The sequence below is a fragment of the Curvibacter sp. PAE-UM genome (genome assembly GCF_001432305.1).
Lineage (GTDB): Bacteria > Pseudomonadota > Gammaproteobacteria > Burkholderiales > Burkholderiaceae_C > Hylemonella.
This window is the reverse complement of the sequence record NZ_KQ483358.1, coordinates 3,066,087-3,081,415: the sequence shown is the minus strand read 5'-3', so window position 1 is coordinate 3,081,415 and position 15,329 is coordinate 3,066,087. Positions and strand designations below refer to the sequence as shown.

At 64.2% G+C, this 15,329-nt stretch carries 13 protein-coding genes and 1 other RNA gene; 7 read left to right on the top strand and 7 right to left on the bottom strand.

The genetic code is table 11. From position 1 onward, the window contains the following. Window positions 1-16: 16 nt before the first annotated feature. The 7 genes from AO057_RS14730 to gyrA form a co-directional block, all read right to left on the bottom strand. Entirely contained in the window at window positions 17-331 is a 315-nt protein-coding gene (locus AO057_RS14730) for an integration host factor subunit beta (RefSeq protein WP_057676660.1), read from the bottom strand. Between the two features lie 67 nt (window positions 332-398). Then, on the bottom strand, window positions 399-2,084 hold the full coding sequence (rpsA, locus tag AO057_RS14725) for a 30S ribosomal protein S1 (RefSeq protein ID WP_057676659.1): 1,686 nt from the start codon (window positions 2,082-2,084) through the stop codon (window positions 399-401). Between the two features lie 181 nt (window positions 2,085-2,265). Further along, a complete protein-coding gene (locus AO057_RS14720) occupies window positions 2,266-4,347 on the bottom strand; it encodes a bifunctional 3-phosphoshikimate 1-carboxyvinyltransferase/cytidylate kinase (RefSeq protein ID WP_057676658.1) in 2,082 nt (693 codons plus the stop codon). Window positions 4,348-4,366: 19 nt separating this feature from the next. Further along, on the bottom strand, window positions 4,367-5,239 hold the full coding sequence (locus AO057_RS14715; protein WP_057676657.1) for a prephenate dehydrogenase: 873 nt from the start codon (window positions 5,237-5,239) through the stop codon (window positions 4,367-4,369). Window positions 5,240-5,323: 84 nt separating this feature from the next. After that, window positions 5,324-6,406: a prephenate dehydratase gene (gene pheA, locus AO057_RS14710; protein WP_057676656.1), complete on the bottom strand. Its 1,083-nt coding sequence runs from the start codon at window positions 6,404-6,406 to the stop codon at window positions 5,324-5,326. A 2-nt stretch (window positions 6,407-6,408) separates the two neighbouring features. Next, window positions 6,409-7,500 (bottom strand): 3-phosphoserine/phosphohydroxythreonine transaminase, encoded by a 1,092-nt coding sequence (serC, locus tag AO057_RS14705; RefSeq protein WP_057676655.1) that lies wholly within the window; start codon window positions 7,498-7,500, stop codon window positions 6,409-6,411. After that, entirely contained in the window at window positions 7,500-10,136 is a 2,637-nt protein-coding gene (gene gyrA / locus AO057_RS14700) for a DNA gyrase subunit A (protein WP_057676654.1), read from the bottom strand. Before gyrA ends, serC begins: the two co-directional genes overlap by 1 nt. A gap of 234 nt (window positions 10,137-10,370) precedes the next feature. Here gyrA and ompA point away from each other — a divergent pair, with 234 nt between their 5' ends. The 7 genes from ompA to AO057_RS14675 all read left to right on the top strand — a co-directional run bounded on the left by ompA (window position 10,371) and on the right by AO057_RS14675 (window position 15,138). Beyond that, a complete protein-coding gene (gene ompA, locus AO057_RS14695; protein ID WP_156404567.1) occupies window positions 10,371-10,919 on the top strand; it encodes an outer membrane protein OmpA in 549 nt (182 codons plus the stop codon). 88 nt (window positions 10,920-11,007) lie between these two features. Further along, complete coding sequence (gene ubiG / locus AO057_RS14690) at window positions 11,008-11,721, top strand: bifunctional 2-polyprenyl-6-hydroxyphenol methylase/3-demethylubiquinol 3-O-methyltransferase UbiG (protein ID WP_057676653.1); 714 nt, start codon at window positions 11,008-11,010, stop codon at window positions 11,719-11,721. Then, window positions 11,721-12,392 carry an HAD-IA family hydrolase gene (locus AO057_RS14685; RefSeq protein ID WP_057676652.1) on the top strand — a complete coding sequence of 224 codons (672 nt, stop codon included), beginning with the start codon at window positions 11,721-11,723 and terminating at the stop codon, window positions 12,390-12,392. Before ubiG ends, AO057_RS14685 begins: the two co-directional genes overlap by 1 nt. 12 nt (window positions 12,393-12,404) lie before the next feature. Next, window positions 12,405-12,779: a transfer-messenger RNA gene (gene ssrA / locus AO057_RS17585) on the top strand. A 231-nt stretch (window positions 12,780-13,010) separates the two neighbouring features. Continuing rightward, on the top strand, window positions 13,011-14,261 hold the full coding sequence (locus AO057_RS14680; RefSeq protein WP_057676651.1) for a tyrosine-type recombinase/integrase: 1,251 nt from the start codon (window positions 13,011-13,013) through the stop codon (window positions 14,259-14,261). 77 nt (window positions 14,262-14,338) lie between these two features. Then, a complete protein-coding gene (locus AO057_RS17875; protein WP_156404566.1) occupies window positions 14,339-14,770 on the top strand; it encodes a hypothetical protein in 432 nt (143 codons plus the stop codon). A 134-nt stretch (window positions 14,771-14,904) separates the two neighbouring features. Next, the gene (locus AO057_RS14675; protein WP_240480790.1) at window positions 14,905-15,138 is read left to right on the top strand and encodes a helix-turn-helix transcriptional regulator; all 234 of its coding nucleotides are present in this window, start codon (window positions 14,905-14,907) and stop codon (window positions 15,136-15,138) included. The last annotated feature ends 191 nt before the right edge of the window (window positions 15,139-15,329 follow it).

Genomic DNA, 15,329 nt, shown 5'->3' with positions numbered 1-15,329 from the left:
CTAGCGAGTAGCGCGTTCAACTTTTGGGTTCGTTCGCCTGCATTTCGCTGGTGCGCTGGTCCACCGCTTCGCGCAGGGCCTTGCCCGGCTTGAAGTGGGGGACGCGCTTTTCGGGAATGGCCACGCTTTCGCCGCTGCGGGGGTTGCGCCCCATGCGCGGTGGCCGGCGGTTGATGGAGAAGCTGCCGAAGCCGCGGATCTCGATGCGGTGCCCACGCACCAGCGCATCGTTCATCGCGTCCAGGATGGCCTTGACCGCGAACTCGGCGTCGCGGTGGGTCAGCTGCCCGAAACGGGCCGCCAGTTCTTCAACCAGGTCGGAGCGGGTCATGTCAGGGTGACGTTCGCGTGTTTGGCAGGGGCACGCCGCCGCTCAGCAGCGGCGTGCCCCATGCACATCACTTCTCGGACGTGTCCAGCTTGGCGCGCAGCAGGGCGCCCAGGCTGGTGGTGCCGGCGCTTTCGCGAGCCGACTGCTGGTTCAGGTTGGCCATGGCACCCTGCTCGTCGGCCAGGTCCTTGGCCTTGATCGACAGCTGGATGTTGCGGGTCTTGCGATCCACATTGACCACCACGGCGGTGACTTCGTCGCCTTCCTTCAGGACGTTGCGGGCGTCTTCCACGCGATCACGCGAGATTTCGCTGGCGCGCAGGTAACCCAGGATGTCCTGGCCCAGGTCGATCTCGGCGCCACGGGCGTCGACAGTCTTGACCTTGCCGGTCACGGAGGCGCCCTTGTCGTTCACCGACACGAAGGTGGTGAAGGGGTCCTGGTCGAGCTGTTTGATGCCCAGGGAGATGCGCTCGCGGTCCACGTCGACGGCCAGCACGAGTGCTTCCACTTCCTGGCCCTTCTTGTAGTTGCGCACGGCGGCTTCGCCCGGCTCGTTCCAGGACAGGTCGGACAGGTGCACCAGGCCGTCGATGCCGGCAGCCAGGCCGACGAACACGCCGAAGTCGGTGATCGACTTGATCGGGCCCTTGACGCGGTCGCCGCGCTTGGTGTTCTGCGCGAATTCCTGCCAGGGGTTGGCCTTGCACTGCTTCATGCCCAGGCTGATGCGGCGCTTGTCTTCGTCGATCTCGAGGACCATGACTTCGACTTCGTCACCCAGCGACACGATCTTGGACGGGGCCACGTTCTTGTTGGTCCAGTCCATTTCGGAGACGTGCACCAGACCTTCGATGCCCGGCTCGAGTTCCACGAACGCGCCGTAGTCGGCGATGTTGGTGATCTTGCCGAACAGGCGGGTGGCGGTGGGGTAGCGGCGCGAAACGCCCATCCACGGGTCGTCGCCCATCTGCTTCAGACCCAGGGACACGCGGTTCTTCTCGGTGTCGAACTTGAGGATCTTGGCGGTGATTTCCTGGCCAGCGGTCACCACTTCGGAGGGGTGACGCACACGGCGCCAAGCCATGTCGGTGATGTGCAGCAGGCCGTCGATGCCGCCCAGGTCCACGAAGGCACCGTATTCGGTGATGTTCTTGACCACGCCCTGCACCACGGAACCTTCTTTCAGGTTCTGCATGAGCTTGGCGCGCTCTTCGCCCATGGAGGCTTCCACCACGGCACGGCGGCTCAGCACCACGTTGTTGCGCTTGCGGTCGAGCTTGATGACCTTGAATTCCAGGGTCTTGTTCTCGTAGGGGGTCAGATCCTTGGTCGGACGGGTGTCGACCAGCGAACCCGGCAGGAAGGCACGGATGCCGTTGACCAGAACGGTCAGGCCGCCCTTGACCTTGCCGCTGGTGGTGCCGGTGACGAATTCGCCGGTTTCCAGGGCCTTTTCCAGGCTCATCCAGGAAGCCAGACGCTTGGCGGTGTCACGCGACAGGATGGTGTCGCCGTAGCCGTTTTCGATGGAGCCGATGGCCACCGACACGAAGTCGCCCACTTGGACTTCGAGCACGCCCTGGTCGTTCTTGAATTCCTCGATCGGCACGTAGGCTTCGGACTTGAGGCCGGCATTCACGACGACGAAGCCGTGTTCGAGACGAACGACTTCAGCGGTGATCACTTCGCCCGGACGCATTTCGGTGCGTGTCAGGGATTCTTCAAACAGGGCGGCAAAAGATTCAGACATGTAAGTTCCTAGACCATCTGGGCGTCCATGGCTTGAAGGCCATGGCGTGACAGCCGCACCATTGCGACTGGGGGGTAGCTTTCGACGGCGATTTTTGCGGATGATCCGCGGGGTTGCGTTGTTGAACCACTCGGCCGAAGCGCTTGCTGCGCGAGGGGAGCCGGGCGGGCCTCTCAGTCGCTCAGACGGGTCCGAACGGCTGTTTGCCCTGCCACCAGTCCAGCACGAGATCCACCGACTCTTTTATCGACAGATCCGAGTTGTCCAGCAACCGGGCGTCCTGCGCCGGTTCGAGAGGTGCGACGCTGCGGGACATGTCCCGGGCATCACGCGCTTCCAGATCGGCACGAAGGGTTTCAATTGTAGTCGAAATTCCCTTTGAAATCAACTGCTTATGACGCCGTTCGGCCCGTTTTGCGGCGCTGGCGGTCAAAAACACCTTCAAGGGGGCGTCCGGGAAGATGATTGTGCCCATGTCGCGGCCGTCGGCCACCAGGCCGGGCAGGCGGGCAAAGCTGTGCTGCAGGGCCACCAGGGCCGTGCGCACGGCCGGCAGGGCCGAGACCCTGGAGGCGTTCATGCCGCCTTGTTCGCTGCGGATGATGGCGCTGACGTCTTCTCCGTCCAGGAGCACGCGCTCACCTTCGAAGCGCACCGGCAGGCGCTGGGCCAGGGCGGCGATGGCAACTTCGTTCTCCGGCTCCAGCGCCAGCCCGGCGCGCAGGGCGGCTTGCGCGGTCACGCGGTAGAGGGCGCCGGAGTCCAGCAGGTGGTAGCCCAGGCGCTCGGCCAGCAGCGCCGCCAGCGTGCCCTTGCCCGAGGCCGTGGGGCCGTCCACGCAGAGCACCGGCACGGCGCCGGCCGCGGGGGTGGTGACCGAGAACAGGGCTTCGAAATAGTCCGGGAAAGTCTTGGCCACGCACTTGGGGTCCAGGATGCGCACCGGCAGCCCGGCTGGGTTGAAAGCGGCCAGGGAGAAGCACATGGCGACCCGGTGGTCGTCGTAGGTGTGGATGCTGGCCGGTTTCCAGCCGGATCTCACCAGGGGCGTGATGCGGATGAAGTCCGTGCCTTCTTCCACGGTGGCGCCGAGCTTGCGCAGCTCGGTGGCCATGGCGGCGATGCGGTCGGTTTCCTTGACGCGCCAGCTCGCAATGTTGCGCAGGGTGCTGGGGCCGTCGGCATACAGCGCCATCACGGCCAGGGTCATGGCGGCGTCGGGGATGTGGTTGCAGTCGAGGTCGATGGCCTTGAGGGGCCAGTCGCCTCTGGAGATTTCGAGCCAGTTGGGGCCACCCGTCACGCGCGCGCCCATCAGGCGGGCAGCGTCGACGAACCTGATGTCGCCCTGGATGGAGCTCTCACCCACACCTTCGATGCGCACCGGCGTGGCTGCATCGGCGGCGATGGCGCCCAGGGCGATGAAATAACTGGCCGAGGAGGCGTCGGCCTCCACGTGCAGTACGCCGGGCGACAGGTAGCGGCTGCCGGCGGGGATGGTGAAGCGCTGCCAGCCCTCGCGCTGGACGGTGATGCCATAGCGCGAGAGGAGGTTGAGCGTGATCTCGATATAGGGCTTGGAGATCAGTTCGCCGACGACCTCGATCACGATGTCCCGTCCAGCCGCCGGGCCGCCCCAAGACTGGACAGCCCCCTCGGGGGGCAGCGAGGACACGTTAGTGCCGAGCGTGGGGGCTCGATCCATGGCCACCAGCGGCAGGGCCATCAGCAGGGCGGTGAGGAACTGGCTGGAAACGTCGCCGCGCACCTTGATCGGGGCATCGAGCTGGAGACTTGGGTGGCCGATGCGCAGCGGCGGGTAGCCTTCGTTGCCGAGGTAATCGATGACGCAGCCCAGCGGGCGCAGCGCGTCGACCAGGTCGCCGATAGGCCGCTCGTGCATGCGCGGCACGCCCGAGAGTTCGAAGTCACCGCCCAGCACGGCCAGCGCAGCGGTGAGCGGGCGCATGGCGGTGCCGGCATTGCCCATGAAGAACTTCAGGGCGGTGGCGGGCAGCTTGCCGTCCAGGCCGTCGATGACGACCGTGCTGCCGTCCTGCTGCACCCCGCAACCCAGCTGGCGCAGGGCGGCCAGCATGACGCGGGTGTCGTCGGAGTCGAGCAGGTCGTGCAGGGTGGTGCGGCCGCGGCACAGGGCCGAGAGCAGCAGCACGCGGTTGGAAATGCTCTTGGAGCCGGGCAGTAGCACCCGGCCGTGCGCGCCCGTCAGCGGCGGCAGGTCGAGAAAGGCGGTGGAATACATCGGCGCGGAGGAGGGCGTCTCAGCGGCGGTTCTTGTTCATGCTCCAGTTGGCGCGGGCCTGGCTGGCCTGGCCGATCAGCTCTTCGAGCGCGTCGGCGTTGCCGTTGGAGATCATGAGTTCGAGCGCCTGCAGATTGCGCTGGAAGAGCTTGGACTGGGTCAGCAATTCCTCGCGGTTGGAGATCATGATGTCGCGCCACATGTGCGGGTCGCTGGCAGCGATGCGCGTGAAGTCGCGGAAGCCCGGACCGGCCAGGGACAGGAAGTCCTTGCCCTGGTTCTGGCCGGTGATGGAGTTCATCAGCGCGAAGGCGATCAGGTGCGGCAGGTGGCTCACCGAGGCAAAGGCTGCATCGTGCGACTCGGGCGTCATCTTGAGCACATTGCAGCCCAGGGCGGACCAGACGTCGATGGCCTGCTGCACCTGGGGGGCGTGGGTGCGCTCGATGGGGGTCAGGATGATCTGCTTGCCGGAGTACAGGTCGGGGTCGGCATGCTCGACGCCCGAGACTTCCTTGCCGGCGATGGGATGGGCCGGCACGAAAGAGCCGATCTGTTCACGCAGCGCGCGGCGCGCGGCATCGACCACGTCGCGTTTGGTCGAGCCCACGTCCATGATGAGCATCTGCGGCGTGACCAGGTGCTTGATGGCCTTGAAGGTGGCCTCGGTGGCCGAGACCGGCACGGCGATCAGCACGATGTCGGCGCCCGAGACGGCCAGCAGGGCCGAGGGGGCTTCAACGTCGATGACGCCCAGGCTGCGGGCGCGCTCAGTGGTGGAGGGCGACTTGCTGTAGCCGACCACGCGCTTGACCAGGCCGGCGCGTTTCAGCGCCAGTGCAAAGGAACCGCCCATGAGGCCGCAACCGATCAGACCCAACTGTTCAAACATAAGACTCTCGCAGGGCCGCCCCAAGGGAGGCTTGCGCCCCCTCGGGGGGCAGTGAATACACGAAGTGATGAACGTGGGGGCTCATTATTCAGATACCGGGTAGGTGCCAAGGACTTTGTAGAAAGCGCAGAGGGCCTGCAGTTCCTGCAAAGCGGCGACGACATGGGGCTGCGAGGTGTGGCCCTGGATGTCGATGTAGAAATAGTATTCCCATTGGCCGGAGCGCGCCGGACGCGACTCGAAGCGCGTCATGGACACGCCGTGTTTTTTCAAGGGAACCAGCAAATCGTGCACTGCACCCGGGCGGTTGGGGACCGAGACGATCAGGCTCACGCAGTCCTTGCCCGAGGCTTCCGGCGTGGGCAGGGTCTGCGGCAGGCAGACCACGGCAAAACGGGTGCGGTTGTAGGCGTCGTCCTGGATGGCGTGGGCCACCACGTGCAGGCCGAACTCGCTGCCTGCGCGTTCGCTGGCGATGCCGGCCCAGGCCGGGTTGGTTGTGGCCAGGCGCGCGCCTTCGGCGTTGCTGGCCGCGGCGTGGCGCTCGGCATGGGGCAGATGGGTGTTGAGCCAGTTCTGGCACTGGGCCAGGGCCTGCGGATGGGCGTAGACCGCTGTAATGCCTTCGAGCGTATCACTCTGGCGCAGCAGGTTGTGGCGTACCAGCAGGCTGGTCTCGCCGATCACGTGCAGGGGCGAGGCCAGGAAGAGGTCGAGCGAGCGCGACACCATGCCCTCGGTGGAGTTCTCCATGGGCACCACACCGAACTGGGCACTGCCGGCGGCCGTGGCGCGGAAGACCTCGTCGATGCTGCCACAGGGCATGCGTTCGATGCTGGAGCCGAAGAACTGCTCGGCCGCCTGTTCGCTGAAGGTGCCGGCCGGGCCGAGGTAGGCCACGCGCTGCGGTGCTTCCAGGGCGCGGCAGGCCGACATGATCTCGCGCCAGATGGTGGCCACGCTGTCGCGCTTGAGCGGCCCCGGGTTGCCGGCCTGCAGGCTGGTGATGACCTGGGTTTCGCGCTCGGGGCGAAAGACGGGCGAGCCTTCGACCTTCTTGATCTCGCCCACTTCATGGGCCAGGGCGGCGCGCCGGTTCAGCAGGGCGAGCAGCTCCTGGTCCAGGGCGTCGATCTGGGTGCGCAGTTCGGGGAGTGTCTTGGCCATGGTCAGCTTTGCGTGCGCTCAAATTCTCGCATGTACTCGACCAGGGTCTGCACGCCCTCGAGCGGCATGGCGTTGTAGATGCTGGCGCGCATGCCGCCGACCGACTTGTGGCCCTTGAGCTGCAAGAGGCCGGCGGCCTTGGCGCCGGCGAGAAAAGCGTCGTTGCGCGACTCGTCGCGCAGGAAAAAGGGCACGTTCATGCGCGAGCGGCAGTCTTTCGCCACCCGGTTCACGTAGAACTGCGAGCTGTCGATCGCCTCGTAAAGCAGCCGTGCCTTGGTCATGTTGCGCGCCTCGATGGCCGGCACGCCACCCAGCTTTTTCAGCCACTGGAAGATCAGGCCGGCCATGTAGATGGCGTAGGTCGGCGGGGTGTTGAACATGGACTCGTTGTCGGCCACGGTCTTGTAGTCGAAGGCGCTGGGGCAAGCCGGTTGGGCGTGGCCCAGCAGGTCCTCGCGCACGATGACCAGGGTCAGGCCGGCCGGGCCGATGTTTTTCTGCGCGCCGCCAAAGGCCAGGCCCACGCGCGACCAGTCCACCGGGCGCGAGGCGACCTGGGAGGAGAAGTCGATCACCAGCGGCGCCTTCGAGCCCAGCGCCTTCAGGTCGGGCAGCTCGTGGAATTCGACGCCGTGGATGGTCTCGTTGGAGCAGAGGTGCACGTAGCTGGCATCCGGGCTCAATTTCCAGCTGGCCGGAGCGGGCAGGTGGGTGAACCCGTTGGCCTCGTCGGTGGCCGCCACGTTCACCTTGCAGTATTTGCGTGCTTCCTTGATGGACTTCTGGCTCCAGGTGCCGGTGAGCACGAAATCGACCGTGCCGCCGCGCGAGAGGTTGAGCGGCACGATGGCGTTTTCGGCCAGGCCGCCGCCCTGCATGAAGAGGATGTGGAAGTTCTTCGGGACGGCCAGCAACTCACGCAGGTCGGCCTGGGCCTGCTCATAGATGCTGATGAACTCCTTGCCGCGGTGGCTCATCTCCATCACGCCCATGCCGCTGCCGTGCCAGTCCAGCATTTCGCTGGCGGCCTGCTGCAGCACCTCGGGCGCGATGGTGGCCGGGCCGGCCGAGAAGTTGTAGGGGCGCTGCATCAGCTGGCGTCTTCCGCGTCGCCGGTCTCGCCCTCGGCGCCTTCGGCGCCATTCGCGTCGTTTTCCACGATGCGCTGCAGGCCGCTGAGTTTGGCGCCTTCGTCCATGCCGATCAGGGTCACGCCCTGGGTGGCGCGGCCGAGTTCGCGGATTTCGGAAACGCGGGTGCGCACCAGCACGCCCTTGTCGGTGATCAGCATGATCTCGTCGTCGGCATGCACCAGGGTGGCGGCGACGACCTTGCCGTTGCGCTCACTCTGCTGGATGGCGATCATGCCCTTGGTGCCGCGGCCGTGGCGCGTGTACTCGGTGATGCTGGTGCGCTTGCCGTAGCCGTTCTCGGTGGCGGTCAGCACGCTTTGCTGTTCGTCTTCGGCTACCAGCATGGCGATCACGCCCTGGCCGTCGTCCAGCATCATGCCGCGCACGCCGCGTGCATTGCGGCCCATGGGGCGCACGTCGTTCTCGTCGAAGCGCACGGCCTTGCCGCCATCGCTGAAGAGCATCACGTCGTGCTGGCCGTCGGTGAGCGCCGCGCCGATCAGGAAGTCGCCCGGGTCCAGGTCAACGGCGATGATGCCGGCCTTGCGCGGATTGGAGAATTCGTCCAACGAGGTCTTCTTGACCGTGCCCATGGAAGTGGCCATGAAGACATAGTGATCGGCCGGGAAGCTGCGGTTGTCACCGGTCAGCGGCAGCACCACGTTGATCTTCTCGCCCTCTTGCAGCGGGAACATGTTGACGATGGGGCGGCCACGCGAACCGCGCGAGCCGGCGGGCACTTCCCAGACCTTGAGCCAGTAAAGTCGGCCGCGGTTGGAGAAGCACAGGATGTAGTCGTGCGTGTTGGCGATGAAGAGCTGGTCGATCCAGTCGTCTTCCTTGGTCGCCGTGGCCTGCTTGCCGCGGCCGCCGCGCTTCTGGGCGCGGTACTCGGACAGAGGCTGGCTCTTGATGTAGCCGGCGTGGCTGAGCGTCACCACCATGTCGGTGGGCGTGATCAGGTCTTCGGTGGCCAGGTCCTGGGCGTTGTGCTCGACCTGGCTGCGGCGCGCGCCGAGCTTGCCCTGACCGAATTCCTGCTTGATGGCGCCCAGTTCCTCACCGATGATGACGGCCACGCGCTCGGGCTTGGCCAGGATGTCGAGCAGGTCCTCGATCTCGGCCATGACATCCTTGTACTCGGTCACGATCTTGTCCTGCTCCAGGCCGGTCAGGCGCTGCAGGCGCATTTGCAGGATTTCCTGGGCCTGGGTGTCGGACAGGCGGTACAGGCCGTCGTTGCCCATGCCGTAGTTCTTTTCCAGGCCTTCGGGGCGGTAGTCGTCGGCATTGACCACGCCGCCGTCGGCGCGGGTACGGGTGAGCATCTCGCGCACCAGTTTGCTGTCCCATGGCTTGGCCATCAGCTCGGCCTTGGCCACCGGCGGTGTGGGGGCGTTGCGGATGATGGCGATGAAATCGTCGATGTTGGCCAGCGCCACGGCCAGGCCTTCGAGCACGTGGCCGCGGTCGCGCGCCTTGCGCAGGTTGAACACCGTGCGGCGGCTCACAACTTCGCGGCGGTGGTCCAGGAAGACCTCGATCAGGTCCTTCAGGTTGCACAGCTTGGGCTGGCCGTTGATCAGGGCCACCATGTTCATGCCGAAGGTGTCCTGCAGCTGGGTCTGCTTGTACAGGTTGTTGAGGACCACCTCGGGAACTTCGCCGCGCTTGAGCTCGATCACCACGCGCATGCCGGACTTGTCGGATTCGTCCTGGATGTGGCTGATGCCTTCGATCTTCTTCTCGTGCACCAGCTCGGCAATGCGCTCAAGCAGGGTCTTCTTGTTGACCTGGTAGGGCAGCTCGTCGACGATGATCGACTGGCGCTGGCCCTTGTCGATGTCCTCGAAGTGGCATTTGGCGCGCATCACCACGCGGCCGCGGCCGGTGCGGTAGCCGTCCTTGACACCCTGCATGCCGTAGATGATGCCGGCGGTGGGGAAGTCGGGCGCCGGCACGATCTCCATCAGCTCGTCGATGGAGGCGTCCGGGTTGCGCAGCAGGTGCAGGCAGGCATCGACGACCTCGTTGAGGTTGTGCGGCGGGATGTTGGTGGCCATGCCCACGGCAATGCCGCCCGAGCCGTTGACCAGCAGGTTGGGCAGCTTGCTGGGCAGGACCAGCGGCTCTTTTTCCGAGCCGTCGTAGTTGGGGCCGAAGTCCACCGTCTCCTTGTCCAGGTCGGCGATCATCTCGTGGGCGATCTTGGCCAGGCGGATTTCGGTGTAACGCATGGCCGCCGCGCTGTCGCCGTCCACCGAGCCGAAGTTGCCCTGGCCGTCCACCAGCATGTGGCGCATGGAGAAGTCCTGCGCCATGCGCACGATGGTGTCGTAGACCGACTGGTCACCGTGCGGGTGGTATTTACCGATGACGTCGCCCACGATACGCGCCGATTTCTTGTAGGCGCGGTTCCAGTCGTTGTTGAGCTCGTGCATCGCGAAGAGCACGCGCCGGTGCACCGGCTTGAGACCATCGCGGGCATCGGGCAGGGCCCGCCCGACGATCACGCTCATGGCGTAATCCAGGTAGCTGCGGCGCATCTCCTCTTCGAGGCTGACGGGCAGGGTTTCCTTGGCGAATTGGGTCATGGGAGAGATGAGCTCGGGCGTGGGCAATCCAGGATTCTAAAGTGCCGGCCATGTCGCATTGCTGCAACAGACCATCGGCAAGCCCAGCAGGCATGCGCCCGCGTCGCGTCTCGCCGGTTGACCACCGGGTTTGATATGGCACAATGCACAAGACAGTCGGGTGGCGCTCATCACAGTGAATGCCTTCCATTTAACCGCCGTGCCGCTCAGGCCCCAATCCGTTAGAGGAGAACCATGAAAAAACTGAATTCCGTGGCAGCCCTGTTCGCTGCAGTCGCACTGGTGATGGCCGGTTGTGCTTCCACCCCCGAACCCACCCCGGCACCGCAGGCTGCCCCGGCTGCTCCGGCACCCGCTCCGGCCCCTGCTCCGGCACCCGCTCCGGCTGCTGCTCCGCGTCCGGCTGCCCCGCCGCCCGCCGCTGCCGTCAAGGTGACCTACGCCGCCGACACCTTCTTCGACTTCGACAAGTCCGTCATCAAGGCTGACGCCAAGGCCAAGCTGGATGATCTGGCCGAGAAGGTCAAGGGCATCAACCTGGAAGTCATCATCGCTGTGGGTCACGCCGACTCCATCGGTACCGACGAGTACAACCAGAAGCTGTCGGTGCGTCGCGCCGAAGCCGTGAAGGCCTATCTGACCTCCAAGGGCATCGACAAGAACCGCGTCTACACCGAAGGCAAAGGCGAGAAGCAGCCCGTGGCCGACAACCGCACGACCGAAGGCCGCGCCAAGAACCGTCGCGTGGAAATCGAAGTGGTCGGCACCCGCGCCAACAAGTAATCTGCTGATGACTTGAAACAAACCCCGCTTCGGCGGGGTTTGTCGTTTCTGGAGCATGGATCTTTGCGAGCTGTCGGATAATCGACCCATGACGATTACCGTGAATGCCGATCCGGCCGAACTTGCCAAGTTTTCCGAGCTGGCCCACCGCTGGTGGGACCCCGAGAGCGAATTCCGCCCCCTGCACCAGATCAACCCGCTGCGCCTGGACTGGATCAACGGCCTGGTGCCGCTGGCCGACCAGCAGGTGCTCGATATTGGCTGTGGCGGCGGCATCCTGTCCGATTCCATGGCGCGCAAGGGCGCGCAGGTCACGGGCATCGACCTGTCGACCAAGGCCCTCAAGGTGGCACAGCTGCATGCCCTGGAAGCCGGTACACCCAATGTGAACTACCGAGAGATCAGTGCCGAGGCACTGGCGGTCGAGCAGCCCGGCAGTTTTGATGTGGTGACCTGCATGGAGATGCTGGAGCACGTGCCGGACCCGGCGTCCGTGGTCCAGGCCTGCGCCACGCTGGTCAAGCCCGGTGGCTGGGTGTTTTTCTCCACCATCAACCGCAACCCCAAGTCTTTCCTGTTTGCCATCGTCGGCGCCGAGTACATCCTCAAGCTGCTGCCGCGTGGCACCCACGAGTACGCCAAGATGATCCGCCCCAGCGAACTGGCCCGTTTTTGCCGCCAGGCCAGCCTGGAACTGGGGCCCACGCGCGGCATGGAATACAACCCGCTGACCCGGCGCTACTGGCTCAGCGCCGACACCAGCGTCAACTACCTGCTGGCCACCCGCAAGCCTGAACTGTGATGAGGTCTTTTGCCGGCATCGAGGCCGTCTTTTTTGACCTGGACGGCACCCTGATCGATAGCGCGCCTGACCTGGGCGCCGCTGCCGACCAGATGCGCACCACCCGTGGCCTGCCGTCGCTGCCGGCCGAGATGTACCGGCCGATGGCCGGCGCCGGCGCGCGCGGCATGATCGGCGTGGCCTTCGGCCTGACGCCGGAAGATCCGGGCTACAACGACCTGCGCGAGGAGTTCATGGCCAACTATGAGCGCTGCATGACGGTGCGTACCTACGCTTTTGCCGGCGTGGCCGAGTTGATCGAGGCGCTGTTGCAGCGAGAACTGGCCTGGGGCGTGGTGACCAACAAGATCGAGCGCTTTGCCCTGCCGCTGACGGGCGCCATGCCCCTGTTTGCCAGCGCACGGGCCATCATTGGCGGCGACACCACGCCGCACCCCAAACCGCACCCGGCGCCTTTGTTCGAGGCTGCGCGCCGCCTGGACCTGGACCCGCAGCGTTGCCTGTACGTGGGCGACGACGAGCGCGATATCGTGGCGGGCCTGGCGGCCGGCATGGGCACGGTGGCCGCCACCTACGGCTACCTGGGCCAGAAATCCGATGTGGCCAGCTGGGGCGCCCACGCTTTGATCAATTCTCCGGGCGAGCTCTTGCAATTGCTCGAACAGGCCTAAAATAGAAACCTTGGGGCTGCATTGGTTTCGACGTGGGTTCGGACGCGATGTGGTGCATGTCGAGCTGAATGTGCTCGTAAAACTGATTCAAAAAACCTAACTGCAAACGACGAACGTTTCGCACTCGCTGCTTAATTGCCAGTGAGCTTTACAACAGCAGGCCGATGGGCTGGGCAAGGGGGCGCAAGCCTCCCGGCTGTAAAGATAATTTCATCGGCTGGTCCGGGGCTGGGTACCTTAGCAACGGACGAGAAAATAGGGTGCTGGCGGCTGGCATAGCGTGCGACTGCGCGATGCCAGTAGCGAGATCCAAATCAGACCGCTAAACATGTAGATCTGCTCGAACAAGGCTTGCGGACGGGGGTTCAAATCCCCCCAGCTCCACCATACGACCCGATAAAGGCCGCTAACGACATACAGTTAGCGGCCTTTTTCTTTTGAAAATCAATGGCTTAGGTTGCATTGGTGTACAGGGGGATATACTGACTGCCAGCGCAGGGTGGGGGTGCAAGCGGGGGTGCAATCTCACTTTTTCGTAGTGTTGGGGGTACGGGCTGAAGCCGGCTGTACCCCCGATGTGTGTGGCGACAAGTATTGACTTGGTGGGGAGGTCATCCAATGTTGACAGATGCTCAGTGCCGAAATGCCGTCTGCCCGGCGGATAAGAAGCAGGTCCGGTTTTCCGACTCCGGGGGGATGTACCTCCAGGTCGGTGCCAGTGGTTCAAAGCGCTGGTTCCTGAAGTACAGGGTGAGCGGCAAGGAAAAGCAGCTGGCGCTGGGCAGCTACCCCGCGGTGAGTCTGACGGCGGCACGCAGGGCACGAGACGCAGCGAAGCAGCAGAAGGCCGCCGGTGTCGATCCAGTGCAGGCCCGAAAGCTGCAGAAACTCAAGGCGACCAATCCCGCTGGCGACACCTTCAAGGTGGTGGCGCTGGAGTGGTACGAGAAGCAAGAATCCCAGTGGAGCGAGGCCCATGCTGTCAGGGCCAAGCGGCAACTGGAGCGTGACCTCTTCCCCTGGATCGGTGATCGACGGCTGGCGGACATCGAGCCGGTGGAACTGCTGGTCACGCTACGCAAAGTGGAAGAACGAGGCGCTGTTGAAACGGCCGATCGAGATCTGATGTTGGCCCGCCAGGTGTGGCGATACGGCGTGGCCTCAGGGCGGGTAGCTCGGGACATCACGGCCGACCTGAAAGGGGCGCTGACGCCCTACCGGGGAAAACACTTTGCAGCCATTACTGAACCGGTGAAGTTGGGGGCTCTGATCAGAGCGATCCGGATTTACAGAGGTGGCCCGATTGTTCGTGCAGCGTTGCAACTGGCCCCCATGTTGCTCCAGCGTCCTGGGGAGCTGCGTGCTGCCGAGTGGTCAGAGATCGACCTAGAGGCTGCGTTATGGACGATTCCTTCTGCCAGGATGAAGCGCACCAAGGATGGCAAGGAAAACGGTGACCCGCACCTGGTCCCCCTGCCCAGGCAGGCGGTCGAGATTCTGAAGGGCTTGAAGGGCTACACCGGCAACCTTGTGCACGTCTTCCCCGGGGAGCGCAGCCGCAATCGACCGATCTCCGACAACTCGGTGCGCACTGCCCTGATTTCCATGGGCTACACCCCTGAGATCCAGACATGGCATGGATTCAGGGCGACAGCGCGCACGATGCTCGCTGAGCAGCTGGAGTTAGATCCTTTGGTCATTGAGGCGCAGCTGGCTCATTCCGTGAAAGACGCCAACGGACGGGCCTACAACCGCACCACCTATCTAAAGCAGCGTACCGACATGATGCAGCGGTGGGCAGACTACTTGGACAAGCTGGCGGCGGGCGCGGAAGTCGTACCGCTTCGTGCCACTGGAGCGGGGAGATGAATGTGTCTGAATCACATGGGGGTCTGTTCGGGGAGTTGATTGAGTCGACGGCGCCCTCGGAGAGGCATGCTGCGGTCGTGAACAAGTTGAAAGACCTGTTGTCGCAAGAGGAGGCTGTAAGCATTCTCGCGAACTACATCCTGGATGCTCACGAGCGGAGACGTTCTGCTAGGTCAAGCGTTGAAGCGGTCCAAGAATTTGCCAAGGACCAAGAAAGAAAAGTCAATGATCTAGCAGACGCTGCCGTAGCAGCGTTGGTCATGGCGGAACGTAACGTCCGCCAGAGAGCCGACATGCAATTGCAGGCCACCAGGCGAGCGAAAAAGGCAGCCGAAAAACGACATGGGCAGCCCGGCGGAAGCCGCGAAAAGAGAGAGAAGATCCGGGCCGTCTGGTCATCAGGGAAATATTCAAGCAAGGATCTTTGTGCTGAGCAAGAGTGTGCAGGCCTAGAAATGTCTTTTTCTTCAGCACGCAGAGCTTTACGAGGAGCACCAAATCCCAGCTAGCCGATGCATTGCAGCGGCGCGCCGCTGCAGCGCACAGGTACTTCCGAAGAAGATCGCAAACAGGAATAGTTCAACCCATCGAAACAACGGCAGATAAAGCCGGTCAAGGATGGGCAACTATGGCTATTTTGAGGATGCCAGCCGTCAAGGCTGAAACTGGGCACCGCTCGCATGCGAGCATCTACAACGCAATCCGGGACGGGCTGTTCACCAAGCCGGTGCTGATCGGCCAGAGGTCGGTGGGCTGGCCTGACGTGGAGGTGCGGGCAATCTGTGCGGCCCGCATCGCCGGAAGGTCCGAGGCCGAGATCCGAGAGCTGGTGGGACGCCTGCATGCGAAGCGGGCTGATCTGCTCCTGTCGATCTGATTGATCGGTGTCTCGTATGACATACGGTCGAGAAGAGGCGGGCAACAGTTGGTGGATAGGCGCTGCAATCCGCGCGCGTGGGGCATATCCCCCTGTGCAGGGGGCTATCTAATGGCGAGCGCTAATGCCTGCGGGCTGTTTCGTCTCAAGTCTGTTGGGCTGTCTAAAGCCGGCGGCCGTAAACCTTGCAG

Coding starts and splice junctions, on each gene's coding strand:
- AO057_RS14730 (WP_057676660.1), bottom strand. CDS start 331: ATGACCCGCTCCGACCTGGTTGAAGAACTGGCGGCCCGTTTCGGGCAG.
- rpsA (WP_057676659.1), bottom strand. CDS start 2,084: ATGTCTGAATCTTTTGCCGCCCTGTTTGAAGAATCCCTGACACGCACC.
- AO057_RS14720 (WP_057676658.1), bottom strand. CDS start 4,347: ATGTATTCCACCGCCTTTCTCGACCTGCCGCCGCTGACGGGCGCGCAC.
- AO057_RS14715 (WP_057676657.1), bottom strand. CDS start 5,239: ATGTTTGAACAGTTGGGTCTGATCGGTTGCGGCCTCATGGGCGGTTCC.
- pheA (WP_057676656.1), bottom strand. CDS start 6,406: ATGGCCAAGACACTCCCCGAACTGCGCACCCAGATCGACGCCCTGGAC.
- serC (WP_057676655.1), bottom strand. CDS start 7,500: ATGCAGCGCCCCTACAACTTCTCGGCCGGCCCGGCCACCATCGCGCCC.
- gyrA (WP_057676654.1), bottom strand. CDS start 10,136: ATGACCCAATTCGCCAAGGAAACCCTGCCCGTCAGCCTCGAAGAGGAG.
- ompA (WP_156404567.1), top strand. CDS start 10,371: ATGAAAAAACTGAATTCCGTGGCAGCCCTGTTCGCTGCAGTCGCACTG.
- ubiG (WP_057676653.1), top strand. CDS start 11,008: ATGACGATTACCGTGAATGCCGATCCGGCCGAACTTGCCAAGTTTTCC.
- AO057_RS14685 (WP_057676652.1), top strand. CDS start 11,721: ATGAGGTCTTTTGCCGGCATCGAGGCCGTCTTTTTTGACCTGGACGGC.
- AO057_RS14680 (WP_057676651.1), top strand. CDS start 13,011: ATGTTGACAGATGCTCAGTGCCGAAATGCCGTCTGCCCGGCGGATAAG.
- AO057_RS14675 (WP_240480790.1), top strand. CDS start 14,905: ATGCCAGCCGTCAAGGCTGAAACTGGGCACCGCTCGCATGCGAGCATC.